This is a genomic window from Zavarzinia sp., assembly GCF_049306435.1.
Classification (GTDB): Bacteria; Pseudomonadota; Alphaproteobacteria; order Zavarziniales; family Zavarziniaceae; genus Zavarzinia.
This window is the reverse complement of record NZ_JBAQRT010000153.1, coordinates 1-25,055: the sequence shown is the minus strand read 5'-3', so window position 1 is coordinate 25,055 and position 25,055 is coordinate 1. Positions and strand designations below refer to the sequence as shown.

The window sequence follows — 25,055 nt, the reverse complement described above, 5'->3', positions numbered from 1 at the left end:
GACTTCGCTATGCCGGCGCCGCCATCCGCCTCGACAAGGAATTGCCGGTCACCGCCGGTCTTGGCGGTGGCTCGGCCGACGCGGCGGCCGTGCTGCGTCTTCTGCAACGGCTGTGGTCCCGCAGCCTCAACGGGGCGGCCCTGCGGGCGCTCGCGCTGTCCCTGGGCGCGGATGTTCCAGTCTGCCTCGACAGCCGGCCGGCCCTCATGTCGGGCATCGGCGAGATCGTCACGCCTCTGTCCGGCGGGGTTCGCGACGCCCTGTCGGGGCTGGGCATCATCCTGGTCAATCCGCGCCTGGCCCTGCCGACACCTTCGGTGTTCCGCGCCCTCGCCGGGCGATTCGGCCCGCCGCTGCCTGGCGGCGACCTGCCGGCCGGGCGCCTGGATCTGGTCGAGGTCCTGCGGGCCCAGCGCAACGACCTGCAGTCGCCGGCGATCGCGCTGTGCCCCGTCATCGGGGAAATCCTGTCGGCCCTCGAGGCAACGGATGGCGTTCTGCTTGCGAGGATGAGCGGTTCGGGGGCAACCTGCTTCGGCCTGTGCGCGGACCGGGCATCGGCGCTCGCGGGGGCCGAGGGCCTGCGCCGGGCGCGGCCCGAATGGTGGGTCGCCGGCGGCGGGATGTGGCAGGGGCGGGAGAGGCCTTGATGATCGACTGGCGCCTTGCGTCCCGGCGGGGCGTGGTTCTGATCACCGCGCTGCTGGCCCTGACCCTGTCGGCCTGCTCGTCATCCCGCCGGGTCACGGATGCCGTGCCCGGGGAGGCCACGGGCGGCGGCACCTTGTCGGACATCGAGCTGACCTGGTATCAGGCCGTGGTCGCGTTGCCCCCGGTGCGTGACGGCGATCCGGTCATTCTGGCGCGCATGGCGGACGTGATGGCGAAACCGCCGGCCTGGGAGCGGCCGCCGACCACGATCATCTATCTGCATGGCTGCACTGGCCTGGGCGACCTGTCCACCCTGCGCTTCCTGGCCGGGGCGGGCTATCTGGTGATCGCGCCCGATTCCATGGCGCGGCGCTATCGCCCGCTGCAATGCGATGTCGCGACCGGGCGCGGTGGTTTCAATCTCTTCGTCTATGATTTCCGCCTGACCGAACTGTCTTTCGCCATCAACAATATCGCCAGCCTGCCCTGGGCCGATTCGGGCGATCTGTTCGTTCTTGGCGGCAGCGAAGGCGCGGTCGCGGCGGCGCTTTATCGTGGGGACAATCTGCGCGGTCGCGTCATCGCCGCCTGGACCTGCCATGGCGCGCCCATTGTCGCCGGCCTTGCCTCGCCGCCGATGGAGCCGGTGCTGAGCATCGTCGCCTCCGATGATCCCTGGTACGCGGAAGGTGTCGCGGTCGGCCAGTCGGGCGACTGCGGTGAATTCATGGCCGGCCGGCCCAATGCCCGCTCCCTGGTGCTGCAGCATGGGGAGGGACATGCCGTCCTGTCGAGCGGCGTGGGGCGCCAGGCGATCCTCGACTTCCTCGCCCTCTGGAAGAAGCGCTGAGACTGCCCCGGGCGGTCTCGTCGCTGGTACGCCGCAACTCCTGCCGGGCTTCAGCCGAGGGGCGGACGAAGGTCGTCCCAGGGCGCGATCTTCTCGATCTGGGCGGCGAGGCGGATCAGCAGGCTTTCATCGCCCAGGCGTCCGGCGAACTGGACCGCCCGGGGCAGGCCAAGGGCATCGCGCCCGACCGGGATCGACATGGCCGGCTGGCCCGTCATGTTCTGCAGCCCGGTATAGGCGGTGTAGCGCGCGATGGCCGCCGCATAGTCGCCGATATCGGCCGGGCTGAGCGAGAGCACGCCGATCTCCGGCGGGCTGTCGGGCAGCAACGGCGTCAACAGCAGGTCGAAGCGCCCGGTGTCGAGGAAGTCGGCCATCTGGCGCCCGGCCTGGTGGACGGCCGCGATGCCGTCGAGATAGGCCGTGACCGGCAGGCTGCGGCCCCCTTCGGCGAGGAAGGCGGTCACGGTTTCGACCGGAACATCATCACGGCCCATGGCTTTCCGCCGCAGATCGATGACACGGGCGACATTGGCCGCGATCACGCCCTGCTGGGCGATGCTGAGCGCCGGCCCGTCCACCGGCAGGCTGCCGACTTCGATGACTTCATGGCCGAGATCGGCGAGCACCGCCTTCATGTGGGCGATGGCATCGAGCGCCGGGGCGCCCAGTTCGGTCGGATTCATCGCCCGCAGGCACAGGGCGATACGCAGGCGGCCCACGGGCACGCCGATTTCATAAAGCGACGGTCGCCGCGAGGTCGGCGCCACATAGGGGTCGCCCGGCACCGGGGCATCGGTCGCGTCGAGAAGCGCCGCCGAGTCCCGGACGCTGCGGCTGACCGCATGGACCGTCGACATGCCGCCCCAGCCTTCGCCCGCGTCCGGGGCCATGCTGATGCGTCCGCGGCTGGGTTTCAGGCCGAACAGACCGCAGCAGGCAGCGGGAATACGGATCGAGCCACCGCCGTCCGAGGCATGGGCGAGGGGGACAATGCCGGCCGCGACCGCCGCCGAAGCCCCGCCCGAGGAGCCGCCCGACGTCCGCGTCAGGTCGAAGGGATTGCGGGTCTTGCCGTCCAGCACGTTCTCGGTGGTCGAGGTCAGACCGAATTCGGGCGAGGTGGTGCGTCCGAACAGGACGAAACCGGCCCGGCGATAGCGCTCGATCAGGACACTGTCGTGATCGCAGACGAAGCCTTCGAACAGGCGGCTGCCGTTGGTCAGGGGCCAGCCCGTGATATGGGCGTTCAGGTCCTTGATCAGCATCGGAACGCCGGTGAAGGGGCCGCGCGGCAGGCCCCGGTCGATCTGGCGCCGCGCGTCCGCCTCGTTCAGCGCGATGACGGCATTGATGGCGGGATTGCGCCGCGCCACCAGGGCCAGCGCGTGATCCAGCAATTCGTCCGGCGTGGTTTCGCCCCGCGACACAAGTTCCGCCAGCCCGAGCGCATCCCTTGCCGTGTAATCATCGATACCGATCATCTGCAGCCCCCTTGCCGGATCCATCTTTTGTTTGTTGCCTTCAATCCGGGGGCGAAATTCTCGCCCATGCCGTGATCGGGAGCAACACCTGTCGGACAGTTGCCGTTCTGCAACGCCCATGGACCCGAGGTTCGGGGCGCGGAACGATGTTTGGGTCCGCGCCCTGATTGTGTTAGGAGTGATTCATGACGACGATCCAGCTGCGACGACGAAGCCCGTGCCTGCCCGGGGCCATGCCCCGGCCTGCAGGCTCGCGCCCGCGCGCCCGTGGTCAGGTCCTCGCCCTGGCTTCGCGCCGGCGCTAGGTATCCGCGCTGGCTCCCCGGCGTGGAATGACGTGAGTTCCGGGCGGCCTACCGCCCCAGTCCTGGCAGCGCAGCACAATGACCACCCTCATGCAGGAACGGCCGGAAGACGGCCCCGCCATCGAAGCCCTGATCGATACCGCGTTCGGGCCCGAGCGCTTTTCGAAGACGGTCTACAAGTTCAGGGACGGCGTGCCGCCGGTGCCCGAGCTTTGCTTCGTCGCCTATGACCACAGCAAGCTGGTCGGCTCGCTTCGCTTCTGGCCGATCCTGATCGGCGGCCATATCGAGGCGATCCTGCTCGGCCCCCTGGCGGTCGATCCCCGGCGGCGCGCCGAGGGGATCGGCGCCGCCCTGATGTGGCACGGTCTCGCCGAGGCCCAGCGCAAGGGCCACCGGATCGTGATCCTGGTCGGCGATTTCGACTATTACGTCAAATTCGGCTTCCGGCGCGAGCCTTGCGACCGGCTGGATCTGCCCGGCTGGGTCGATCGCAAGCGCTTCCTCGCCCGGGCCCTGGTGCCGGGCGCGGTCGACAATCTCTCGGGCATGATCGGGAAATGGCTGCCCGCGGAAGAGCGCGCGCGCGGCGTCGCCTGACCTGTCGCCACATCGGTTGAGCCGCCATCAAACCAAGCTTTGATGGCGCGGGCTTTGCGTGGCCATCCCCGAAAGAGGATCGTGGCGGACATGGCTTGGCTTGTGCCCGAATCGGGCTAGAGTTTGCGTCCTGCCCAGCGCCGTGAGGGGAACCCGATGTCCAATCATCTGAAATTCTATATCGATGGGGCCTTCGTGGACCCGCTGGTGCCGGCGACGCTCGACGTCATCAATCCGGCGACGGAAGAGGCCTATACGAAGATCTCGGTCGGCACCGCCGCCGATGTCGACCGCGCCGTCGCCGCCGCCCGCGCCGCCTTCCCCGCCTTCGCCAAGACGCCGAAGGCGGAACGCCTGGCGATGCTGAAGCGCATCCTCGAGATCTATAACGAGCGTTACGAGGATATCGCCCAGGCGGTGACCCAGGAGATGGGCGCGCCCCTGTCCTTCGCGCGCGGGGCGCAGGCCTGGGCCGGTCAGGTCCACATGGAAGCCACCATCCAGGCGATGGAAGACTTCACCTTCGAATATCCCCGGGGCTCGACCCGCATCGTGATGGAGCCGATCGGTGTCGTCGGCCTGATCACGCCGTGGAACTGGCCGCTGAACCAGATCGTCTGCAAGGTCGCGCCGGCCATCGCGGCGGGCTGCACCATGGTGCTGAAGCCGTCGGAAATCGCGCCGATCTCGGGCATCGTCTTCGCCGAGATCATGCACGCGGCGGGCATTCCTGCGGGCGTGTTCAATCTCGTGAACGGCACCGGGCCGGATGTCGGCCAGGTCATCGCCTCGCATCCCGGCATCGACATGGTCTCCTTCACCGGCTCGACCCGCGCCGGCATCATCGTTGCCAAGTCGGCGGCGGATACGGTGAAGCGCGTGGCGCAGGAGTTGGGTGGCAAGTCGCCCAATATCATCCTGCCGGACGCGGACCTGCAGGCGGCGGTCACCGCCGGTGTCGGCGGCTGTTTCGGCAATTCGGGCCAGTCCTGCGACGCGCCGACCCGCATGTTCGTCCCGGCCGACCGCCATGCCGAGGCGCTCGAAATCGCCAGGGCCGCCGCCGAGACCCACAAGGTCGGCGATCCGCTGGCGGAAGACACGGTGCTGGGTCCGCTGGTCTCGCAGATCCAGTTCGACAAGGTGCAGCGCCTGATCCAGTCCGGCATCGACGAGGGCGCGACCCTGGTCACCGGCGGCCTCGGCCGGCCGGACGGGCTGAACCGCGGCTATTACGTGAAGCCGACGATCTTCGGCAATGTCGAGCATGGCATGACCATCTCCCGCGAGGAAATCTTCGGCCCGGTGCTGTCGATCCTGCCCTACGAGACCGAAGCCGAGGCGATCGAGAAGGCGAACGACACGGTCTATGGCCTTGCCGCCTATATCGCCTCGACCAACCTCGACCATGCCCGCGCGGTCGCCCGCGAGCTGCGCGCCGGCACGGTGAACATCAACTATCCCGACTGGGACACCCAGGCACCCTTCGGCGGCTTCAAGCAGTCGGGCAACGGCCGCGAATACGCCGACTGGGGCATCCACGACTTCCTCGAGATCAAGGGCATCGTCGGCTACGGCGAATAAGATCCGGCTCCCATCCGATACGCGAAACCCCGCCGGTCACCGGCGGGGTTTTTTTCTTGGCTTCTACGCGGCTGTGACGGGCAGGGTCTGTATTGACAATGTGGATACGAAGGCCCAAGCTAAGATGATGTACAAGGCTAAACTATCTTCCGAGAAAGTGCCGGCTGCTGAAGTCAAGGGCAGCATCAACCTGCGCATTGACGGGCGAACACGCCAGCTGATCGATGAGGCGGCGGCGATGCTGGGCAAGACGCGGACCGAGTTCATGATCGACAGCGCGCGTGCTGTCGCGATTGATGTTCTGCTCGATCAGCGCTTGTTCGAGCTGGATCCCGAGCATTTCGATGCCTTTACCCGGGCGATCGATAATCCCCCTGTCCCCGGACCCAGGCTGACCGCCCTGTTGCGCCGGGTCCCCGCGTGGGAAAGGTGAGGGACCGCGTCCTGCCTTCATTGTCGGCACCGACGGCACTGACCGCTAGTCATGATCCAGCCGATTTCGATTGCGGCGTGGTAGCTCTCAATGACTGGTTGAGATCACGCGCGCTCAAGAATGAAAGTCGGTTTTCCCGCACCTATGTCGTCTGCGATTTTAACCGAGTTGCAGCCTATTATTGCCTTTCCGCAGGGGCGGTGTTGCGAGCCGACGCGCCGGGCAGGCTGAGACGCAATGCGCCGGATACCGTGCCGGTATCGGTGATTGGGCGGCTGGCGGTCAGCCGCGCATATGCGGGGCGGGGACTTGGCGCGGACTTGCTGTCGGATGCCCTGCGCCGCATCGCGGCCGCGTCGCGCAGCATCGGCATCGCCGCTGTTCTGGTACAGGCCAAGGATGAGAACGCCAAGCGTTTCTACCTCTCCTGTGCCGAGTTCATCGAATATCCCGCTGACAGCCGTACCCTGTTCCTGCCCATCGAAACGGTGATCGCCGCCTTCGGATAAGATGCGGGCCTTCACCCCGCCGACAGGTCCTCGCCGGCCGCGACCCTGCGCAGGATTTCCAGCCAGCTTTCGGCCGGCTGGGCGCCGACAACGGCCCATTTCTGGTTGATGACATAAGTCGGCACGCCGGTCACGCCGATGCGGCGGGCGAGGTCGTCCTCGCGCCGGACGAGGTCGCTATCCTGATCGCCGGCCAGCAGTTCGGCGACGATGGCGGCATCCATGCCGGCCTGTTCCGCGACGTCGAGCAGGACGACGGGATCGGAAATATCCTCCCCCTTCTCGAAATAGCGGCTGAACAGGTCCTCGATCACCGCGGGCTGAACCCCGGCGCTGCGTGCCCAGCGGGCGAGGCGATGGGCGTCGAGGCTGGACGGCATTTTGCGGATGGCGTGGAAATCGAAGGGGATGCCTTCCTGCCGGCCGATCTCGGCCAGGGGTTCGTGCAGGCGGGGCAGACGCTCGGCGCCGAATTTGGCGGCGAGATAGCTATCCCGGTCCATGCCCTCGGCGGGCATGTCTGGGTTCAGCATATAGGGCCGCCAGACCCGTTCCACCGCGATGTCGGGCAGTTGTTCGAGGGCGCTGTCCAGCCGGCGCTTGCCGATCCAGCACCAGGGACAGACCATGTCCGAGACGATCTCGATGGTGACGGGTTCCGTCGTCATTGATGCAGCCTTTCCCCGATCCAGCCGCCGGCCCTGGCGATCGCCTCGCGCCCTTCGCTCAGCATGGGGGCGAAGAAATGCCAGACATGGATCATATCCGGCCAGATTTCGAGCCGTGTGTCGACCCCGGCCGCCCCCAGTCGCCCGGCGACCAGCACCGCGTCGTCGAGCAGGCATTCGGCGGCGCCGACATGGATGAGGACGGGCGGCAGGCCGGCCAGATCGCCGTGCAGCGGCGAGGCCAGGGGGTGCCGCGTGTCATCGCCGCCCATATAGGCGCCGGTGAAGCCATCGAGCCGGGCCTTGCTGATCATCGGGTCCTCCTCCGCCTTGGTGGCGATGGTCGGCAGGCTGTTCGACAGGTCGACCCAGGGCGAGATCAGGAAGGCGGCGCCGGGCATCGGCAGGCCGGCGTCCCGCGCCGCCAGCATAAGGGCGAGGCTGAGGCCGCCCCCCGCCGAATCACCGGCGACGACGATGCGCGACGGCGCGAAGCCCTTGTCGAGCAGGTGGCGGTAGGCGGCGAGCGCATCATCAACGGCGGCGGGGAAGGGCGCTTCCGGCGCCAACCGGTAATCGATCGCGAGCGAAGTTATGCCGGCGGCCCTGGCGATGCTCCAGGCGAGGCGCCGGTGGGTGTTCAGCGAGCCGAGGCAATAGCCGCCGCCATGGAGATAGAGGAGGGCGGCATCGCCCGCCGCGCCCTCGGGCGTGGCGAATTCGGCCGGGCAACCGGCGATGTCCAGCAATTCGACACCCGTGCGGTCGTCGGGATCGACCGGCGGCGCGATCGTCTCGTAAAGCGCGCGGGTATCCTCGAGGGACAGGCTCGCCCGGTCGGTGGCGGCGAGGGCGGCCCGGATCGCGGTCATCTCCTGAATGCTCATGAACGCTTGCTCTCCCTTTTGTATTTATGTTGTTGGGCGGCATGGTTGCCCGTGCTGAAAGGCCGGGCAAGACGCAAAAACAGGGGAGAGCCATGACCGATACCACCCAGCTGCCGCTTGCCGGCCGTCACATCTTCATCACCGGCGCGACCTCGGGCTTCGGCCGGCGTTTCGCCCTCGTGCTCGGCCGGATGGGCGCCGCCGTCTCCGTCTCGGGTCGCCGGGTGGAGCGGCTGGCCAGCCTGGTCGAGGAGTTGGCGGCGGAGGGAATCAAGGCCCATGCCGTTCCCCTCGACGTTACCGACCTTGCGGCGGTCGAGCCGGCGCTGCAATCGGCCGAGGCGGCCCTCGGCCCGCTCTATGCCCTCGTCAACAATTCGGGCGTCGGCGGTGGCAGCAGCATCGAGAAGGAAACGGCCGAGAATTACGACTGGATCATGAACACCAATGTGAAGGCGGTCTATTTCCTCGCCCAGGCGGCGGGCCGGCGCTTCATCGAGCGGAAGGCCAGGGGCCGCATCGTCAACATCGCCTCCATCGCCGGGATGCGGGTGCTGCCGAAACTCTCGGTCTATTGCATCTCCAAGGCGGCGGTGGTGCAGATGACCAAGGCCATGGCCATCGAATGGGCGCGCCACGGCATCAATGTGAACGCGATCTGCCCCGGTTACATCGAGACCGAGATCAACGCCGATTTCTTCCGCTCGGAGCCCGGGCAGAAGTTCATGGCCCGCTTCCCGCGCGGCCGCATCGGCAAGGTCGAGGATCTGGACGGTATCATCGCGCTGATGCTCGACCCCCGCTCCGATTTCATGACCGGCGCCATCGTCAACGTCGACGATGCCCAGTTGTTGATGTGATCTATCAGATTATGACATTGCGCAGGAAGCGCAGCGACGCGTCGCCTTCGTTCGCGAAGTCGAAGGGGCCGTCCGCGCGGTAAGCGTGGGACTGCCCGGCGGCGAGCGTGATCGTCTCGCCGGGCAGGGCGATGGTTAGCGTGCCGTCGAGGACGAAGACCATCTCCCACCAGTCGCCCGGGGCGGCGGCGGAATGGTAGCGCTCTCCGGGGGCGAGGCTCCATTGCCACAGCTCGGCCAAGCGGCTCGCCGGGGCGGATTGCAGCAGATGCGCCTGACTGGCGCCGCTCGAGCCCTGCCAGGCGAGCACGGGGCTATGGCCCGCCGCTTCGCGGTCGACGATCAGATCCGGCAGCATCACGCCAAGGGCGGCGGCGATGCGGTCGAGGGTGGACAGGCTGACGTTGCTGTCGCCGGATTCCATCGCCACCAGCATCCGCCGGCTGACCCCGGAGGCCTGGGCGAGCGCTTCCTGACTGAGACCCGCCTGCTGGCGCAGGCGCTTCAGATTGGCGGCGAGATGGCCGAGGACCGGCGCTTGACGTTCCGACATGTGCACTATATTGCTCAAAGCCATTGTGCAGTTTATTGCGCATCGGGGGCTTGGGCAAGTCATGGCGGTCGATCAGGGGGACATGCGGGCGGTGTCGGCGCCGGTGGGGGAACTCGTGCCCGCCCTCGTCCTGCTCGGCATCACGGCGATCTGGGGCGCCACCTTCCTGATCATCCAGACGGCGCTGACGGATTCCGGCCCGCTCTATTTCCAGACCCTGCGCTATGTCGTCGCCACGGTCTGCCTGGTCGCGGTGTCGGGCCGCCATCTGCTGGGCGTCACCCGGCTGGAGCTGTTCGTCGGCCTTGCCACGGGGGTCGCGGTCGCGGTCGCCAACGGGATGCAGGCGGTGGCGCTGCAATGGATTCCCAGCTCGACCTCGGCCTTTCTGACCGCGCTCTATGTGCCGCTGGTGCCGATCGGGCAATGGCTGTTCATGCGCGAGCGGCCGGGCAATGTGGCCTTGGTCGGCATCGTCATGGCCTTCGTCGGCATGGCCCTGCTGGCGGGGCCGGATGCCCTCGATGTCGAAGCCGGGCGGGGCCAGATCCTGACCATCCTCAGCACCTTCATCATCGCCTTCGAGATCGTCGCCATCGGCGCCTATGCCAAGCGGATGGACCCGCGCCGGGTCTCCGCGGTGCAACTCGTCACCGTCGCCGTGCTCACCTTCGGCGCCACGGGCGCGGCGGGGGAAGGCATTCCGGCGCATACGCCGCTGCTTCTCGCCTGTGCCGGCGGGCTTGGCGTCGCCACCGTGATGATCCATGTCGCGATGTATTGGGCCCAGCGCCGCCTGACGCCGACGCGGGCGACCCTGATCTATGCCATGGAGCCGGTCTGGGCCGGGCTGATCGGCAGGGCGGCGGGCGAGCGCCTGCCGCTGGCGGGCCTCGTCGGCGCGGCGCTGATCGTCGGCAGTATCGCGATCAACGCCCTGCGCTTCCGCCGCCGGCCCTGAGCAGCCGCAGCGGACGGAAGTAATCCTGCACATTCCGGTCGTTGATGAAGCCGATGTTGTAGGGGTGTTCGGCGGTGAGGACGGGAAAGCCTGCCGCGCCCGGCAGATCGGCCAGCTTCATGGCGAAATTGCCGAACAAAAGCAGCTTCGCCTCGGGCCGCGCGCGGTGCAACCCGGCGAGGAAGGCGTCCATGAACCCTTCCCAGGCTTTCGCATCGCGGGCCTTGCTGGCGGTCAGCACCGGGATCGCATTGATGCAGAGGATGCCTTCCTGCCTTATGCGGTCGAACAGCGCCGCCATCGTCGGCACGAAGCCGAGGGCGGCGGGGTCGAGGGCGGCGATCTCCTCCGCCCGCGCCTCCGGCGAAATCAACCCCTCGGCGACCAGCAGCATCTTCATGATGTTGCGCATGGAGGTGGCGCGGTTGACGGGCTTCGACAGGCCGGCAGGCGACCACAGATCGCCCACGGCGCCGTCGTTGAAGGCTTCGCCGATCGCCGATTCCTTGCGCGGATAAGGCGACTCCCCGATCAGCACCGCCCCGACGGAAGTCAGCGGCACGCGGTGCAGCGCGGCCAGCAGGTAGCGGGGGCCGGGCAACCAGTCCTGTGCCTCCAGCCCTCCCAGATAGGCGGGGTCGAGCCGGGCCGCTGGCGCTTCGAGCAGGGCGCGCCAGTCGTCGGCGAGGCCTTCCGTCGCCGTGGCGAAGGGATAGCGGGCGAGCGTGCTCACAGCAGGGCCAGCGCCCGGCGCATGATCTTGCCGTTGGCGGTGCGTGGCAGGCTGTCCAGCACGATCACCTCTTTCGGCCGCTTGTAGGCGGCGAGTTTTCCGGCGGCATGGGCCAGCAGGGCGTCCCGGTCGATGGCGGCGCCGTCGCGCGGAACGACATAGGCGCAGATGACCGAGGTGGTCTCCGACACCTGACGCTCGGCGACGGCGACATCGGCGATGCCGGGATGGCCGGACAGCGCGGCTTCGACCTCGAGGGGGGAGACCCGGTAACCGCCGGCATTCATCAGGTCGTTGTTGCGGCCGTGGAACCAGACGTAACCATCCTCGTCCAGATGGGCGAGGTCGCCGCCCGCGAACCATTCACCTCGAAACACTTCCGCTTCCTCGGCCGGGCGCTGCCAGTAGCCGAGCATGAGGCCCGGGTCGCTGCGATGGATGGCGAGAAGACCAATCTCGCCCGTCGGCAGCGGCGCGCCGCTCTCGGGGTCGAGGATGGCGATGCGCCGGTCCGGCTGGGCCTTGCCCGGGCTGCCGGGGCGGGCGGGGCCGGGCGGCGACTGGCTGATATAGGTCGAGATTTCCGACATGCCGAGGGCTTCGTAAAGCTCGGTGCCCACGGTCTCGCGCCATTCGCGCAGGATGACGGGCGGCAGGCTCTCGCCCGCGGTCAAGCCGTGGCGAAGGCTCGACAGGTCGTGCGCGCCCGGCTCGCCGTATTTCAGGATCTGGCGGTAGAGGCCGGGCACGGTGGCGAAGATCGTGGCGCGGAACCGCTCGATCAGCCGGGGCCAGACCATGGCGTCGCGCGGCCCATTGTAGAGGCAGGCGGTGGCGCCATTGGCCCAGGGGTCGGTCAGGCCGACGCCCAGCGTATAGGTCCAGTTGAAGGCGCCGGCGTGCAGCACCCGGTCGTCGCCCGAAATGCCGTACCAGCCCTGATACATCGGCCGCCGGCCATAGGCGCTGCGCTGGCCGTGCAGCACGCCCTTGGGCTTGCCCGTGGTGCCGGAGGTATAGACGAGGAAGGCGGGATCGTCGGCCGCGGTGTCGGCGAAATCGCCCAGGGCGCCATTCGCCGCCCAGTCGCGGATGGCGGCGGCGGGGATGACCGAGACGCCGTCCGGCACGGAAAGATCATTCATACCGGCGCCGGTGGCGATCGCCCGGGCGCCGCAATCGGTCAGCAGGAATTCCGCCTCCGCCCCGGTGAGCTGGGACGAGGAGGGCAGGGCGACGATGCCGGCGGCGATGGCCCCGAACCAGGTCAGGGCATAGGCGGCGTCATTGTCCATGCGGATCATCAGCCGGTCGCCGGGGCGCAAGCCAGCGTCCAGCAAGCCCCGCGCGACCCGCAGCACGGCATCGCGCAAGGCGCCGAAGCTCCAGACCTCGTCGTCATGGGCCCCGGCGAGGATCAGCCCGGTCTTGCCCGCGTCATGCCCGTCGAGGCAGTAGCGGGCCATGTTGAAATGTTCAGGCACCATCGGATGTGACAAGGCTTTCCAGCAGCAAGCGATAATGGTCGAAGCCCGGCACCTCGAGGCCGACGACCTTCGCCTCCTCGTCCCAGACCCGCAGGCGCAGGGCGTCGCGGCCATGGGGCAGGGCGTCGAAGGCGGCGACGTCCGCCGCCGACATCGGCCCGCCCTGCAGCGCGAGGCTGCGCACCGAGGCGGGCGAGAGCCGTTCGAAATAACCGGGCTTCATCGCGCAGAGATAGCGCTTGGCCGCGACATGCAGGCGGACGGGATCGGCGACCTCGGCCCCGAAGAACCGGGCCAGGTGATCGGCCCCGCCATCCTCGTGGCGGGCATCGTAACCCTCGACCGCGGCGGCTTCGCCCTTGGGGTCGATCAGGTGGCCGATGTCATGCAGCAGCGCCGCGGCGACAAGGCCGGGGGCCGCCCCGGCCCGCTCGGCGCAGGCGGCCGCCTGCAGGCCATGGGCGAGCTGGCTGACCGATTCGCCGCCTTCATAGGGCACGGCGCCGCGTTCGGCATAGAGCCGGGCGATGGTATCGACGATCTCGGTTGCGGGCTTTCGCGACGTCATGACTCGTATCCTCGGGATGGGCGCCATAATGCTCGTGACCTTTGTTCACGTCACGGTTAAAAACCTGTACTAACCGAGGAAGATGACAATAAGGGGAGCGCGAGATGGGTCCGTTGAAAGGCATGAAGGTCGTCGAAATCGCGGGGCTCGGGCCGGGTCCTTTCTGCGCCATGCTGCTCGCCGACATGGGCGCCGACGTGATCCGCGTCGAGCGTTCGGCGAAATTCGGCGTGGTGAACCCGAAGTTCGATTACCTCAACCGCGGCAAGCGCTCGATCGTCGTCGACCTGAAGAAGCCCGAAGGGGTCGAGACCGTGCTGAAGCTGGTCGAGAAGGCGGACATCATCCTCGAAGGTTTCCGCCCGGGCGTGATGGAACGTCTCGGCCTCGGGCCTGAGGATTGCCTCGCCCGCAACCCCGCGATCGCCTATGGCCGCATGACCGGCTTCGGCCAGACCGGGCCGATGGCCAAGGCGGCGGGCCACGACATCAATTACATCGCCATGTCGGGCGCCCTGCACATGATCGGCCGCAAGGGCGAGAAGCCGGTGCCGCCGGTCAATCTCGTCGGCGATTTCGGCGGCGGTGCCATGTTCCTCGCCTTCGGCCTGCTGGCGGCGGTGATCGAGGCGCGCGCCAGCGGCAAGGGTCAGGTGGTCGATGCCACCATGATCGACGGCGCCGCCCTGCTGTCGACCATGATGTATGGCATGAAGGCGCAGGGCCTGTGGCAGGACGAGCGCGGCGTGAATCTGCTCGATACCGGCGCCCATTTCTACGAGACCTATGAGACCCGCGACGGCAAATGGGTCTCCATCGGCTCGATCGAGCCGCAGTTCTATGCCGAATTGCTGCGCCTCGCCGAACTCGACACCGAGGTTTTCGGCAACCAGATGGATATCGGCCGCTGGCCCGAGATGAAGGACAGACTGGCCGAGGTGTTCAAGGCCAGGACGCGCGACGAATGGTGCGCGATCATGGAAAACACCGATGTCTGCTTCGCCCCCGTGCTGTCGATGGACGAGGCGGCCCGCCATCCGCACAATGTCGAGCGCGGCACCTTCTTCGCGCAGGATGGCAACGTCCAGCCGGCCCCGGCGCCCCGGTTCAGCCGCACCGTGCCGGCCGTCCCCGCCGCGCCGCCGCTGCCCGGCCAGCATACTGACGAAGTTCTGGCCGATTGGGGCATTTCCGCCGATGATGCGGCAAAGCTGAAGGTGGCGGGGGCCGTCGCCTGAATTCTGCCAACGGGGGGAAGGGTGGCGCTGTTCTTCGATGCGGACTGGTTCGATCAGCGCCTGCGGGTGCTCGGCCTCGGCCGGGCATCGATCGGCGCCGTCCTTCACATTTCCGATGACGCGGTCGAGGACCTGTTCAAGGACCAGCGCGAGCTGAAACCGCTTGAGGTCGCGACCCTCGCCGCCCTGCTGGCGGTGTCGGCGACGGAACTGGCGAAACGGGCCGGCGTCGGCACCGTGCCCGAGGAAGCACCGCCGGCCGGCCCCTTCGAGGAGCGGATGGAGGCGGTCGAACTGGCCATGCTCCGCCTCGAGGAGCGGATGAACCGGATCGAGGATCTGCTGGCCCGCGCGGTCGATACCACGCGGGCCCTGCGCGCCGACCTCGCGGTCGGCGGCGACTAGCGCCGAGAGAAGGGGAACATTCGTCGTCCCGGCGAAGGCCGGGGCCTTTGGACGAGAGAGTCGCCTTTGCTTGCCCAAGATCCCGGCCTTCGCCGGGACGACAAAGAAAGAGGCGCGGCCGGGGCCGGTTGATTACTTCTTCTGCACCGTCAGGCTTTTCGCCGTGATGACGATCTCGACGTCCCGGGCCTTGCCGTCCGGCCCGGCTTCGAGGCCGACCGACATGCCGGTCGTGGTGAAGATCGGCGGATCATTGGTCGGCACGCCGCCGAGCGGCACGGTGTTCAGCGCGGTATATTTGTCCTTGCCCGTCGCCTTCAGCACCGTGGCATAGCCTTTCCGCGTCTCGCCCTCGAGGAGGACGAAGATGAGGACGATGTCGTCCTTCTTGTCGCCGGTCACATCCTTGGGCAGGGCGACGGCATAGCCGACGCCGGCCTTCCGCTTCTTCGCCTCGGCCGAGATCGCGGCCTGAATGGCGGCCGAGGTGGCTGTCGGCGGCTCCGCCGCGGCAGGGGCCGGGGTGGGAGTGGGTGTGGGTGACGTTGGCGCGCTATCGAAGGTGGAGCCGGCGACCGACGCCCCGGTGGAGGGCTGGCCCGGCGTCGCCGCCGCCGTCTCGCGATGGACGACCTTGATGGCGTTGGCTTCGGCGCAATGGTCGAGGGCCTTGATCACCTGGTCCGAGCCGGCGAGATCCATGGCCTCGGACCTGAGCTTGAGCTGGTTCGAGCCGATGATGACCTTGCCGCCCTTGGCGAAGATCTCATAGAGCTTCTCGCCCTCGGGCGAGGGCAGCGGGGCGCTCATGATCGAGGTCGGGTCATAGGCGGTGCCGGGCAGGCGCAGGGGCGGCCGCTCGTCGACCGAGAAGCCGAAATCCATGCTCGTGCCTTCCTTCACCTGAAGGCCCGGCCGGCCATAAAGGAGACCGCGCCCCTTCTCGCCGAGGATGAGGCCGAAGCGGTCGCCGTTCGGATAGGTCCTGGTCGCGACACAGAGCGCCTCGTTGGTGCCCGGCAGGCGGAAGACATCCAGCGACCAGTCGCCGAGGGCGAAGGTCTCCGCCTGCTGCGGCGCCGCCAGCGGAGCGGGCAGGGGGGCATCCTGGGCGAAGGCCGGGCCACCCGCGACAAGGCAGGCAAGAACAAGCCCGGGGCCGGCGAGACGGGTGGTGGCGCGAAGAAAGGTCAAGATGAGGACTCGCTGGGAAACGGTTTCGATCTGTCGGGAAGCGAGCATAGCCAATATTATGGCACAATCATGTGCCAATCGATGGGGCCTGTCCGGATGGACGGAATTCCGCCGGTTTGATGACATGCGCGAAAACGGGGATTGTGCCGATGGTCACGTGCTTTGGTCTGTGTTGTTCGGTCTCTCGCCGCGGGTTCCTGGCGGTGGCCGCCGCCGGGACCCTGGCCGGCTGCACCACCGTGGGCCGCGGTCTCGAGCCGAATGACGCCGACCTCAACCGCATGGGGCTTCAGGCCTGGTCCAACCTCAAGACCAAGGAAAAACTCTCGGGCAGCGCCAAGGGGCGGGATCAGGTGGCCCGGGTCTCGCGCCGGGTGGTCGATGCCTCGGGCCTTGGGCGGGCCTATAATTGGGAATTCGCCCTGTTCGACGATCCGCAGATCAACGCCTTCGCCCTGCCGGGCGGCAAGGTCGGCGTCTATCAGGGCCTCCTGAACCTCGTCTCCAGCGACGACCAGCTGGCCGCCGTGATCGGCCATGAAGTCACCCACGTCCAGCGCCGCCACGCCGCCCAGCGCATCGGCACCCAGAAGGCCGGCCAGCTCGGTGTCCAGCTCGCCCAGATCGGCCTCGGCATCGGCGGGGTCGAGGGCGCGGACCGGATCGCCGGCCTGATCGGCGCCGGCGTTTCCTATGGCGTCATCCTGCCCTTCTCGCGCGATCAGGAATACGAGGCGGATGCCGGCGGCCTCACCACCATGGCCAGGGCCGGCTACGACCCCAACGCCTCGGTCAGCCTGTGGCAGCGCATGGCGGCCCAGAAGGGCGCCAACGGCAAACCCCTCGAATTCGCCTCGACCCACCCCTCGGACGCCAACCGCATCCAGCGCCTGCGACAGCAGATCCCGGCCGCGATGCCGCTCTACGAGGCGGCCAAGGCGCGGGGGTAGGGGGCGCGCATCGTTCTGCGCGAGATCCCGGCCTTCGCCGGGATGACGATTTAGGGGAGTGAGGCGAAGATAATTTCAGTCGTCGTTCCGGCGCAGGCCGGAACCTCGACCCGGATGAGGCTCGTTCGGCGCTTACTCCGCCGGGGCCTGCGTCTGGAGGGCGAGGGCGTGGAGTTCGCCGTCCATGGCGCCGCGCAGGGCCTTGTAGACCATCTGGTGCTGCTGCACCCGGCTCTTGCCCTTGAAGGCGGCGGAGGTGACCTGGGCGGCGTAATGATCGCCGTCGCCGCGCAGATCCTCGATCACGACGACGGCATCGGGAAAGGCCGCCTCGATCAGGCTCTTGATCTGTCCCGCTTCCATCGCCATCGCCATCACTCCTGAATCGTGCCGCGCCAAGCTATCGCAAGGTGCCCGGCCGGTTCAAACTCAAACGATCTCTTCGCTGATCACCTTGAAGCCCTTGAGGACATGGGCACCGAAGGTGTTGGTCAGCGGCACGTCCGAGGCGTCGCGGCCGCGGGCGATCAGGATGCGGCCGATCCGCGGCTTGTTGTGGCGGGCATCGACCGTGTACCAGCGCCCGCCCAGATAGACTTCCAGCCAGGCGCTGAAATCATCCGGGTTGGCGTCGCGCGGCACGCCGATGTCGCCCATGTAGCCGGTGCAATAGCGGGTCGGGATATTCATGCAGCGCAGGAAGGCGGCGGCCAGATGGGCGTAGTCGCGGCAGACGCCGACCTTCTCCTGATAGACATCGAAGGCGGATTTGGTCGAGCGCGCCTGCATGTAGTCGAACTTGATGTGACCATGCACGAAGCTGAGGATGGCCTGCACCCGGGGCCAGCCCAGCGGCGTCTTGCCGAACAGGTTCCAGGCGATATCCGACAGTTTGTCGGTCTCGCAGTAACGGCTGCCGAGCAGATAGACGATGGTTTCGTCCGGCAGGTCCTGCACCAGGATCTGCGGCGCGTCGGTCGGGACGACGTCATGCCGGCCGCTGTCGGTGATCGAGGTGCTGCACTTCAGGTTCAGCATCCCGGCCGGGGCCATCAGGCGGGCGCAGCGATTGCCGAAGCCGTCATAGTAATAGTGCACCGGCATCTGGGGCACGGTCTTCAATTCGTCGGGTTCGAGAAGATCGCCCATGCGGGAGGCGTGGACGCTCAGCATGACCACCATCGGCGTGGGGTTGGGCAGAAAATAGCTGATGTCGTAGCCAAGGCGAATCTTCACTGGTCTTCCTTCACAAAGGTCACGGGTGCCTTTCGACAGGGCATCGGTGAAATAAAAACGGCGGGACCGCGATCGGTCCCGCCGTATCGTCAAATCGGATGAAAATCAGTTTGCCATATAACGGGGCAGCCAGCCCTCATATTCGGCACGCAGATCGGCGATGCCTGCTTTGTGCGCACCGTCGACGCTGATGCTGTCGCCGCCGGTGGTGCCGATGACCTGCAACGGCACGCCCGCCGCCTTCGCCTGATCGACGATGCTTTCCACCCGGTCGACCGGAACCGTCATCAGATAACGCCCCTGATCCTCGCCGAACCAGAAGGCGTGCAGGGGCACAGGGGTCTCCGGCGTCGCCAGGGTGGCGCCGATACCGCCCGCCAGGGCCATTTCGGCGATGGCGACCAGAAGCCCGCCGTCCGAGACGTCATGGCAGGTGACGACTTCGCCGTGACGGATCAGGCCGCGCACGAAATCGCCGTTGCGCTTCTCGGCGGCGAGGTCGACCGGCGGCGGCGCGCCGTCTTCCCGGCCCGCGATGTCGCGCAGGTAGATCGAGGCGCCCAGCCAGCCCTCGGTCTCACCGACGAGCAGGATGGTCTCGCTCGTCGCCTTGAAGCGGATCGAGGCGGAGCGGGTGTAGTCTTCCAGAAGGCCGATGCCGCCGATGGCCGGGGTCGGCTGCACGCCGGTGCCCATGGTCTCGTTGTAGAGCGAGACATTGCCCGAGACGACGGGGTAGTCGAGGGCGATGCAGGCCGCCGATATGCCTTCGACGGCGCCGACGAACTGGCCCATGATGTTCGGCCGCTGCGGGTTGCCGAAATTCATGCAGTCGGTGATGGCGAGGGGCAGGCCGCCGGTCGCGGTGATGTTGCGATAGGTCTCGACGACCGCCTGCTTGCCGCCCTCGACCGGATCCGCGAAGCAATAGCGCGGGGTGCAGTCGGTGGTGAGGGCGAGGCCCTTGGTGGCGTGATCGCGCACGCGGACCACGGCGGCATCGCCGCCGGGCCGCACGATGGTGTCGCCGCCGACCAGATGGTCGTATTGCTCGACGATCCAGCGTTTCGAACAAAGATCGGGCGTGCCCAGCATCTTGATCAGCGTGGCGCCGAGGTCATTGGCCGCCGGCACGTCCTTGGACAGAACCTTCGCCTGTTTCGGCGTCGGCACCCAGGGCCGGTCGTAAAGCGGGGCTTCGTCGGTCAGCGGGGCGACCGGAATGTCGCCCACCACTTCGCCCCGGTGCTTCAGCACGAGGTGGCCGGTGTCGGTCACCTGGCCGATCACGGCGAAGTCGAGGCCCCATTTCTCGAAGATGGCCCGCGCCGCGTCTTCCCGACCCGGCTTCAGGATCATCAGCATCCGCTCCTGCGACTCCGAGAGCATCATCTCGTAAGCCGTCATATGCGTTTCGCGCTGGGGCACATTGTCGAGGATCAGTTCGAGACCGACGCCGCCCTTCGAGGCCATTTCGACCGAGGAGGAGGTGAGGCCGGCCGCGCCCATGTCCTGGATGGCGACGATGGCGTCGCCCGCCATGAGCTCGAGGCAAGCTTCGAGCAGCAGCTTCTCGACGAAGGGATCGCCGACCTGCACGGTCGGACGCTTCTCTTCCGATTTCTCGTCGAATTCGGCCGAGGCCATGGTGGCGCCATGGATGCCGTCGCGCCCGGTCTTCGAGCCGACGTAGACCACCGGATTGCCGATGCCCGCCGCCGCCGAATAGAAGATCTTGTCGGTATGGGCGATGCCCACCGTCATGGCGTTGACGAGGATGTTGCCGTCATAGGCCGGATGGAAGGTGCATTCGCCGCCGACGTTCGGAATGCCCATGCAATTGCCGTAGCCGCCGATGCCGGCGACGACGCCGGAGACGAGATGCTTCGTCTTCGGATGCTCGGGCGAGCCGAAGCGCAGGGGATCGAGGATGGCGATCGGCCGTGCGCCCATGGTGAAGACGTCGCGCAGGATGCCGCCGACACCGGTCGCCGCGCCCTGATAGGGCTCGATGTAACTGGGGTGGTTGTGGCTTTCCATCTTGAAGATGGCGGCGAGGCCGTCGCCGATGTCGACGACGCCGGCATTCTCGCCCGGGCCGCAGATCACCTGCGGACCCTTGGTCGGCAGCTTCTTCAGATGGATGCGCGAGGATTTGTAGGAACAATGTTCCGACCACATGACCGAGAAGATGCCGAGTTCGGTCAGGTTCGGTTCCCGCCCCATGATGGCGAGAACATGTTCGTATTCGTCGGGGGCGAGGCCATGCTCGGCGACGATTTGGGGCGTGATCTTGGTCATTACGCGAGCGCCTTGGCCAGACTGTCGAACAGGATGGCGCCGTCGGTCCCGCCGACCACCGCCTCCGTCATGTTTTCCGGGTGTGGCATCATGCCGAGCACGTTGCGCTTCTCGTTCAGCACGCCGGCGATGTTGCGGATGGCGCCATTGGGCGAGGCCTCGGGCGTGATCTCGCCCGCCTCGGTGCAGTAACGGAAGGCGACGCGGTCTTCACCCTCGAGGCGGTTCAGCGTCTCTCCGTCGGCGAAGTAATTGCCTTCGGCATGGGCGACGGGCACGCGGATCACCTGGCCCGGCTGATAGCCGCCGGTATAGGCGCTGTTCGTGGTTTCGACCTTCAGGTGCACGTCGCGGCAGACGAAGCGCAGCGAGGCGTTGCGCATCAGGACGCCGGGCACGAGGCCGGTCTCGGCCAGGATCTGGAAGCCGTTGCAGATGCCGATGACATAGCCGCCGCGCGCCGCGTGATCCTTCACCGCCCGCATCACGGGCGAGAGCGAGGCCATGGCGCCGCAGCGCAGGTAATCGCCGTAGGAAAAGCCGCCGGGCAGGACGACGAGATCGGTGCCCGCGGGCAGCTCGGTGTCACCGTGCCAGACATAGGCCGGATTGGTATAGGAGGCTCGCTTGAGGGCGAGGGCGACATCCCGTTCGCGATTCGAGCCGGGGAAGACGACGACGGCCGCCTTCATCTCAGAGCAACTCGATCGTGTAGTTCTCGATCACGGTGTTGGCGAGCAGCTTCTCGCACATCGCCTTGACCTGTTCCCTGGCCTTGCCGGCGTCGGTTTCGGCCAGTTCGAGTTCGAGGAACTTGCCCTGGCGCACATCCTCGACCCCGCCGAAGCCGAGGGAGCCGAGGGCATGGGCGATCGCCTTGCCTTGGGGGTCGAGAACGCCATGTTTCAGGGTGACGTGGACGCGGGCTTTCACGGGATCACCTATATTTGCATCGAATATCTGATGCGTCATCCCGGCGAAGGCCGGGATCTCTCGACGGACGGGGCATGGAAGCCAACGCCGGAAAGGTCCCGGCCTGCGCCGGGACGACGATTTCCTGTTACTGCATCACCTCGGGGCCCTTCATGTCGCGCGGGCCGCCTTCCGGCAGGATCCCCAGGCGACGGGCGACTTCCTGATAGGCCTCGGCGGTGCCGCCGAGGTCGCGACGGAAGCGGTCCTTGTCCAGCTTCTCGTTGGTGCGGATGTCCCACAGGCGGCAATTGTCCGGGCTGATCTCGTCGGCGAGGATGATGCGCATCTCGTCGTTCTGCCACAGGCGGCCGAATTCCATCTTGAAGTCGACAAGACGGATGCCGACGCCGAGGAACAGGCCGACCAGGAAATCATTGACGCGCAGCGCCAGCGCCAGAATGTCGTCGATGTCCTGGGGCGAGGCCCAGCCGAAGGCGGTGATATGCTCTTCGGTCACCATCGGATCGTTCAGCTCGTCGGCCTTGTAGAAGAACTCGACGATCGAACGCGGCAGCTGGGTGCCCTCGGGAATGCCGAGCCGGGTCGACAGCGAGCCGGCGGCGACATTGCGCACGACGACTTCAAGGGGGATGATCTCCACTTCCTTGATCAACTGTTCGCGCATGTTCAGCCGGCGGATGAAATGCGTCGGAACACCGATCTCGTTGAGGAGGGTCATGAGATATTCGGAGATGCGGTTGTTGATCACGCCCTTGCCCGTGACCGTGCCCTTCTTCTGATTGTTGAAGGCGGTTGCATCATCCTTGAAATACTGCACCAGGGTGCCAGGCTCGGGACCTTCGTAAAGGATCTTGGCCTTGCCCTCGTAGATCTGCTTGCGGCGGCTCATGAGTGATATGGTCCTCTGGCGGGGCCGGGCGGCCTCTGGCCAGTCGAAAAACGAAGCCGGCGCGGTCAAGCCCCCTCGGGCTCCGCGCGAAGCGGGACCATACAGGAGGGCGCCGACATAAACAATGCGGCGATCATCCTGTTTTCGGCAGGTCGACAACCCTTGCCAAGCAAGGGTCGGATCGCCTTATATCCGCGCAATGCACCCGTTATTGCCGAGGGATCACCAATGGCCAGCTTCAATGACCGCGAAAAGAGCTTCGAGGCCAAGTTCGCCCACGACGAGGAAAAGCGTTTCCGCGCCGTCGCGCGCCGCAACAAACTTCTTGGCCTCTGGGCTGCGGAGAAGCTGGGCCTGTCGGGCGAGGCCGCCGATGCCTATGCCAAGGAAGTCGTGATCGCCGATTTCGTCGAAGCCGGCGACGAGGACGTGATCCGCAAGGTCCTGACCGATTTCATCGCCAAGGGCATCGTGCTGACCGATCGCCATATCCGCATGGAAATCGAATCGCTGAACAACAAGGTCCTGGCCGAAATCGAATGACCGGCGGCCACGCCAAGATTTCGGTCGAGGCGCCCGATCAGCCGGAAGTCCTGCCGCTGATTCGGGCCCTCGATGCCTTCCACAGCGAACTCTATCCCGCCGAGAGCAATCATTTCCTCGATGTCGAGGCCATGATGCAGCCGAATGTCACCTTCGTGGTCGTCCGGCTGGAAGGCATGGCGGTCGGCTGCGGCGCGCTGGTGCGCGACCCAGGCGGCTTCGCTGAAATCAAGCGCATGTATCTGGCGCCCGCGGCCCGGGGCCGGGGCCTTGGCCGGCACCTGCTGCAATTCCTGCTGAGCTGCGCCGATGACGAGGGGCTGACCCCGGTCCGGCTCGAAACCGGCATCCGCAACGGCGAAGCGCTCAGTCTCTACCGCTCGCTCGGCTTCGTCGAACGCGGTCCCTTCGGCGCCTATGACGCCGATCCCAACAGCATCTTCATGGAACGCCGGGTGCTTTTGCGCTGATGCGATCCGCCTTGGCGGATGTGTCTGCCCGAATGGCGGAAGGCCTTGGCCTGCGCCGGAACGACGACGTTCAGTAGAAAATCACGCCGGAGAAAGCGAGGCCGGTAAACAGCCTCAGCGGACGGATTCGTCGGCGAAGATCACGACGCCGGTGGCGCCGCCGGCACCGCCCGAATAAACCGCCTGCACCAGGCGAAGCTCGCGCTTCTTCTGTTGCGGCTGGGGCGCGGCGACTGGCGCGGCCGGAGCGGCGGCGGTGGTCGTGGCGGCGGTGGCGGGGACGGGGGCGGCGAGGGGGCGCATGATCGGGCTCGATGGTTGGCTGACGTGATCGTCACGGAGATAATGCCGCGTCGCCGGGTTTTGATCCGTGTCGATCATCACACCTTCGTCGGTGTTGCGGAAAAGTGACAATGACATGCGCCGGGACATGCGCCGGCCGCAAGGGGCCGTGCAGTTGGGCCGTCTATTCCGACTGTTTCGCTCGGCTATCATCACGGACATGACCGACCTTTCGATCGAGCGGCCCCGGGCGGGCCAGGGGCTGTTCCTCGCGATGGCCATCGGCTGCGGCATCGCCGTCGCCAACCTCTATTACAATCAGCCCTTGCTGGCGCTGATGGCGGCCGATCTCGGGGTCTCCCCGGCGTCGATCGGCCTGGTGCCGACGGCGACCCAGATTGGCTACGCCCTCGGGCTGCTGTTCCTGGTGCCGCTGGGCGACATGTTCGACCGGCGGCGCCTGATTCTGCTGCAATCGGTCGTGCTGGGCCTTGCCCTCGCGGTCATGGCGGTGGCGCCCGGTTTCGGGGTGGTCATCGCGGCCTCGGTCGTCATCGGCATCGCCGCGACCATCGCCCAGCAGATCATTCCCTTCGCCGCCGCCCTCGCCGACGATGGTAACCGGGGCCGGGTGCTCGGCCTCGTCATGGCCGGGCTGCTCGGCGGTATCCTGCTGGCCCGGACTTTTTCCGGCTTTGTCGGCGAATATTTCGGCTGGCGGGCGACCTATGTCGCCGCCGTCGCCCTGACCCTCGGCCTTGGCCTGATGTCGGCGCGGGTCCTGCCGCGCGGCCTCGCGCCCGGCGGGCGGGGGCTCGGCTATGGCGCCCTGATGGCCTCGCTGGTCGATGTCGCGCGGCGCCACCCGCTGCTGGTGAAATCGTCGCTGGTGCAGGCCTGCCAGTTCGCCTGTTTCTCGGCCTTCTGGTCGACCCTCGCGCTTTACCTCGAAGGGCCGGAATTTCATCTGGGCGCGGATGTCGCCGGTCTGTTCGGCGCGCTCGCCGTGGTCGGCGTCCTGGCGGCGCCGCTGGCCGGGCGCCTGTCGGATCGGCGGGGCCCGTCCCTGGTCATCACCGTCGGCCTTGTCTGCGTCGCCGCCTGTTTCCTCGGCTTCGCCGTGCTGCCTGGCCTTGCCGTGCTGATCGTCGGCGTCGTGCTGTTCGATTTCGGCGTGCAACTGTCGATGGTCGCCCATCAGGCCCGGATCTTCGCGCTGGAACCCGCGGCGCGCAGCCGGATCAACACCGTCTTCATGACCAGCCTGTTCACCGCGGGCGCGATTTCCTCGACGGTCGCCAGCGCCGCTTTCGCCGCGGGCGGCTGGGTCATGGTCGCGCTGTTCGGTCTCGGCATGTCGCTCCTCGGCTTGCTCATTCACCTGTTCTGGCGGCCGGCCGAGGCGAGCTAGGGGCCGACCACCGCCAGCAACCGGTCGAGGGCGACGGTGCGATTGTCGGCCCGGGCCAGGAACAGGA

General features: G+C 67.1%; 29 protein-coding genes. 14 read left to right on the top strand and 15 right to left on the bottom strand.

Annotation, left to right across the window (positions count from 1 at the left end):
• Nucleotides 1–650 (top strand): 4-(cytidine 5'-diphospho)-2-C-methyl-D-erythritol kinase (locus tag WAZ62_RS08625; protein WP_422643116.1); only part of this gene is annotated, 650 nt, incomplete at its 5' end.
• Nucleotides 650–1,501: a hypothetical protein gene (locus WAZ62_RS08620; protein WP_422643115.1), complete on the top strand. Its 852-nt coding sequence runs from the start codon at nucleotides 650–652 to the stop codon at nucleotides 1,499–1,501. The genes WAZ62_RS08625 and WAZ62_RS08620, both read left to right, overlap by 1 nt.
• Before the next feature lie 50 nt (nucleotides 1,502–1,551).
• Here the strand turns inward: WAZ62_RS08620 and WAZ62_RS08615 are convergent, their stop codons facing one another.
• Nucleotides 1,552–2,985, bottom strand: coding sequence for an amidase (locus WAZ62_RS08615; protein ID WP_422643114.1), 1,434 nt, complete (start codon nucleotides 2,983–2,985; stop codon nucleotides 1,552–1,554).
• Nucleotides 2,986–3,368: 383 nt separating this feature from the next.
• Here WAZ62_RS08615 and WAZ62_RS08610 point away from each other — a divergent pair, with 383 nt between their 5' ends.
• The 4 genes from WAZ62_RS08610 to WAZ62_RS08595 all read left to right on the top strand — a co-directional run bounded on the left by WAZ62_RS08610 (nucleotide 3,369) and on the right by WAZ62_RS08595 (nucleotide 6,416).
• Nucleotides 3,369–3,890: a GNAT family N-acetyltransferase gene (locus tag WAZ62_RS08610; RefSeq protein ID WP_422643113.1), complete on the top strand. Its 522-nt coding sequence runs from the start codon at nucleotides 3,369–3,371 to the stop codon at nucleotides 3,888–3,890.
• A 156-nt stretch (nucleotides 3,891–4,046) separates the two neighbouring features.
• Nucleotides 4,047–5,474 (top strand): aldehyde dehydrogenase family protein, encoded by a 1,428-nt coding sequence (locus WAZ62_RS08605; protein WP_422643112.1) that lies wholly within the window; start codon nucleotides 4,047–4,049, stop codon nucleotides 5,472–5,474.
• A gap of 124 nt (nucleotides 5,475–5,598) precedes the next feature.
• Nucleotides 5,599–5,907: a DUF1778 domain-containing protein gene (locus WAZ62_RS08600; RefSeq protein ID WP_422643111.1), complete on the top strand. Its 309-nt coding sequence runs from the start codon at nucleotides 5,599–5,601 to the stop codon at nucleotides 5,905–5,907.
• Entirely contained in the window at nucleotides 5,904–6,416 is a 513-nt protein-coding gene (locus tag WAZ62_RS08595; RefSeq protein ID WP_422643110.1) for a GNAT family N-acetyltransferase, read from the top strand. The genes WAZ62_RS08600 and WAZ62_RS08595 overlap by 4 nt, the downstream gene beginning before the upstream one ends.
• A gap of 11 nt (nucleotides 6,417–6,427) precedes the next feature.
• On the opposite strand, the gene WAZ62_RS08590 is transcribed toward WAZ62_RS08595, so the two are convergent.
• Together WAZ62_RS08590 and WAZ62_RS08585 are read right to left on the bottom strand one after the other, a co-directional pair.
• Complete coding sequence (locus WAZ62_RS08590) at nucleotides 6,428–7,084, bottom strand: DsbA family oxidoreductase (protein WP_422643109.1); 657 nt, start codon at nucleotides 7,082–7,084, stop codon at nucleotides 6,428–6,430.
• On the bottom strand, nucleotides 7,081–7,971 hold the full coding sequence (locus tag WAZ62_RS08585; protein WP_422643108.1) for an alpha/beta hydrolase: 891 nt from the start codon (nucleotides 7,969–7,971) through the stop codon (nucleotides 7,081–7,083). The genes WAZ62_RS08590 and WAZ62_RS08585 overlap by 4 nt, the downstream gene beginning before the upstream one ends.
• Before the next feature lie 92 nt (nucleotides 7,972–8,063).
• On the opposite strand from WAZ62_RS08585, the gene WAZ62_RS08580 reads away from it, so the two are divergent.
• Nucleotides 8,064–8,831 carry an SDR family NAD(P)-dependent oxidoreductase gene (locus WAZ62_RS08580; protein ID WP_422643107.1) on the top strand — a complete coding sequence of 256 codons (768 nt, stop codon included), beginning with the start codon at nucleotides 8,064–8,066 and terminating at the stop codon, nucleotides 8,829–8,831.
• Nucleotides 8,832–8,835: 4 nt separating this feature from the next.
• On the opposite strand, the gene WAZ62_RS08575 is transcribed toward WAZ62_RS08580, so the two are convergent.
• On the bottom strand, nucleotides 8,836–9,384 hold the full coding sequence (locus WAZ62_RS08575) for a helix-turn-helix domain-containing protein (RefSeq protein WP_422643106.1): 549 nt from the start codon (nucleotides 9,382–9,384) through the stop codon (nucleotides 8,836–8,838).
• A gap of 82 nt (nucleotides 9,385–9,466) precedes the next feature.
• Between WAZ62_RS08575 and WAZ62_RS08570 the strand changes: the two genes are divergently transcribed.
• A complete protein-coding gene (locus tag WAZ62_RS08570) occupies nucleotides 9,467–10,345 on the top strand; it encodes a DMT family transporter (protein WP_422643105.1) in 879 nt (292 codons plus the stop codon).
• On the opposite strand, the gene WAZ62_RS08565 is transcribed toward WAZ62_RS08570, so the two are convergent.
• From WAZ62_RS08565 to WAZ62_RS08555, 3 genes are read right to left on the bottom strand one after another with little or no spacing between them, the layout of a single operon-like run.
• A complete protein-coding gene (locus WAZ62_RS08565) occupies nucleotides 10,314–11,078 on the bottom strand; it encodes a hypothetical protein (RefSeq protein WP_422643104.1) in 765 nt (254 codons plus the stop codon). The genes WAZ62_RS08570 and WAZ62_RS08565 overlap by 32 nt on opposite strands.
• The gene (locus WAZ62_RS08560) at nucleotides 11,075–12,565 is read right to left on the bottom strand and encodes an acyl-CoA synthetase (protein ID WP_422643103.1); all 1,491 of its coding nucleotides are present in this window, start codon (nucleotides 12,563–12,565) and stop codon (nucleotides 11,075–11,077) included. The genes WAZ62_RS08565 and WAZ62_RS08560 overlap by 4 nt, the downstream gene beginning before the upstream one ends.
• Nucleotides 12,555–13,133, bottom strand: coding sequence for a phosphonate degradation HD-domain oxygenase (locus tag WAZ62_RS08555; protein WP_422643102.1), 579 nt, complete (start codon nucleotides 13,131–13,133; stop codon nucleotides 12,555–12,557). Before WAZ62_RS08555 ends, WAZ62_RS08560 begins: the two co-directional genes overlap by 11 nt.
• A gap of 104 nt (nucleotides 13,134–13,237) precedes the next feature.
• On the opposite strand from WAZ62_RS08555, the gene WAZ62_RS08550 reads away from it, so the two are divergent.
• A complete protein-coding gene (locus tag WAZ62_RS08550) occupies nucleotides 13,238–14,371 on the top strand; it encodes a CaiB/BaiF CoA transferase family protein (protein ID WP_422643101.1) in 1,134 nt (377 codons plus the stop codon).
• 21 nt (nucleotides 14,372–14,392) lie between these two features.
• Nucleotides 14,393–14,776, top strand: a complete 384-nt coding sequence (locus WAZ62_RS08545) for a hypothetical protein (protein ID WP_422643100.1) — start codon at nucleotides 14,393–14,395, stop codon at nucleotides 14,774–14,776.
• A gap of 132 nt (nucleotides 14,777–14,908) precedes the next feature.
• Here WAZ62_RS08545 and WAZ62_RS08540 read toward each other — a convergent pair whose 3' ends face one another.
• The gene (locus WAZ62_RS08540; protein ID WP_422643099.1) at nucleotides 14,909–15,970 is read right to left on the bottom strand and encodes a hypothetical protein; all 1,062 of its coding nucleotides are present in this window, start codon (nucleotides 15,968–15,970) and stop codon (nucleotides 14,909–14,911) included.
• A 203-nt stretch (nucleotides 15,971–16,173) separates the two neighbouring features.
• Between WAZ62_RS08540 and WAZ62_RS08535 the strand changes: the two genes are divergently transcribed.
• Nucleotides 16,174–16,920 carry a M48 family metallopeptidase gene (locus WAZ62_RS08535; RefSeq protein ID WP_422643098.1) on the top strand — a complete coding sequence of 249 codons (747 nt, stop codon included), beginning with the start codon at nucleotides 16,174–16,176 and terminating at the stop codon, nucleotides 16,918–16,920.
• A gap of 132 nt (nucleotides 16,921–17,052) precedes the next feature.
• Here WAZ62_RS08535 and WAZ62_RS08530 read toward each other — a convergent pair whose 3' ends face one another.
• From WAZ62_RS08530 to purC, 6 genes are all read right to left on the bottom strand, one after another.
• Nucleotides 17,053–17,289 (bottom strand): BolA family protein, encoded by a 237-nt coding sequence (locus tag WAZ62_RS08530; protein ID WP_422643097.1) that lies wholly within the window; start codon nucleotides 17,287–17,289, stop codon nucleotides 17,053–17,055.
• Nucleotides 17,290–17,349: 60 nt separating this feature from the next.
• Nucleotides 17,350–18,156 carry a transglutaminase-like domain-containing protein gene (locus tag WAZ62_RS08525; RefSeq protein WP_422643096.1) on the bottom strand — a complete coding sequence of 269 codons (807 nt, stop codon included), beginning with the start codon at nucleotides 18,154–18,156 and terminating at the stop codon, nucleotides 17,350–17,352.
• A 105-nt stretch (nucleotides 18,157–18,261) separates the two neighbouring features.
• Nucleotides 18,262–20,457, bottom strand: a complete 2,196-nt coding sequence (gene purL / locus WAZ62_RS08520; protein ID WP_422643095.1) for a phosphoribosylformylglycinamidine synthase subunit PurL — start codon at nucleotides 20,455–20,457, stop codon at nucleotides 18,262–18,264.
• Nucleotides 20,457–21,149 carry a phosphoribosylformylglycinamidine synthase subunit PurQ gene (purQ, locus tag WAZ62_RS08515; RefSeq protein WP_422643094.1) on the bottom strand — a complete coding sequence of 231 codons (693 nt, stop codon included), beginning with the start codon at nucleotides 21,147–21,149 and terminating at the stop codon, nucleotides 20,457–20,459. Before purQ ends, purL begins: the two co-directional genes overlap by 1 nt.
• Before the next feature lies 1 nt (nucleotide 21,150).
• Nucleotides 21,151–21,390, bottom strand: coding sequence for a phosphoribosylformylglycinamidine synthase subunit PurS (purS, locus tag WAZ62_RS08510; RefSeq protein ID WP_422643093.1), 240 nt, complete (start codon nucleotides 21,388–21,390; stop codon nucleotides 21,151–21,153).
• Nucleotides 21,391–21,517: 127 nt separating this feature from the next.
• Nucleotides 21,518–22,282, bottom strand: coding sequence for a phosphoribosylaminoimidazolesuccinocarboxamide synthase (gene purC / locus WAZ62_RS08505; RefSeq protein ID WP_422643092.1), 765 nt, complete (start codon nucleotides 22,280–22,282; stop codon nucleotides 21,518–21,520).
• 228 nt (nucleotides 22,283–22,510) lie between these two features.
• On the opposite strand from purC, the gene WAZ62_RS08500 reads away from it, so the two are divergent.
• A complete protein-coding gene (locus tag WAZ62_RS08500; protein ID WP_422643091.1) occupies nucleotides 22,511–22,825 on the top strand; it encodes a DUF1476 domain-containing protein in 315 nt (104 codons plus the stop codon).
• Nucleotides 22,822–23,295 (top strand): GNAT family N-acetyltransferase, encoded by a 474-nt coding sequence (locus tag WAZ62_RS08495; RefSeq protein WP_422643090.1) that lies wholly within the window; start codon nucleotides 22,822–22,824, stop codon nucleotides 23,293–23,295. The genes WAZ62_RS08500 and WAZ62_RS08495 overlap by 4 nt, the downstream gene beginning before the upstream one ends.
• A 114-nt stretch (nucleotides 23,296–23,409) precedes the next feature.
• Here the strand turns inward: WAZ62_RS08495 and WAZ62_RS08490 are convergent, their stop codons facing one another.
• Nucleotides 23,410–23,676 carry a hypothetical protein gene (locus tag WAZ62_RS08490; RefSeq protein ID WP_422643089.1) on the bottom strand — a complete coding sequence of 89 codons (267 nt, stop codon included), beginning with the start codon at nucleotides 23,674–23,676 and terminating at the stop codon, nucleotides 23,410–23,412.
• Between the two features lie 121 nt (nucleotides 23,677–23,797).
• Here WAZ62_RS08490 and WAZ62_RS08485 point away from each other — a divergent pair, with 121 nt between their 5' ends.
• Entirely contained in the window at nucleotides 23,798–24,988 is a 1,191-nt protein-coding gene (locus tag WAZ62_RS08485; protein WP_422643088.1) for an MFS transporter, read from the top strand.
• The last annotated feature ends 67 nt before the right edge of the window (nucleotides 24,989–25,055 follow it).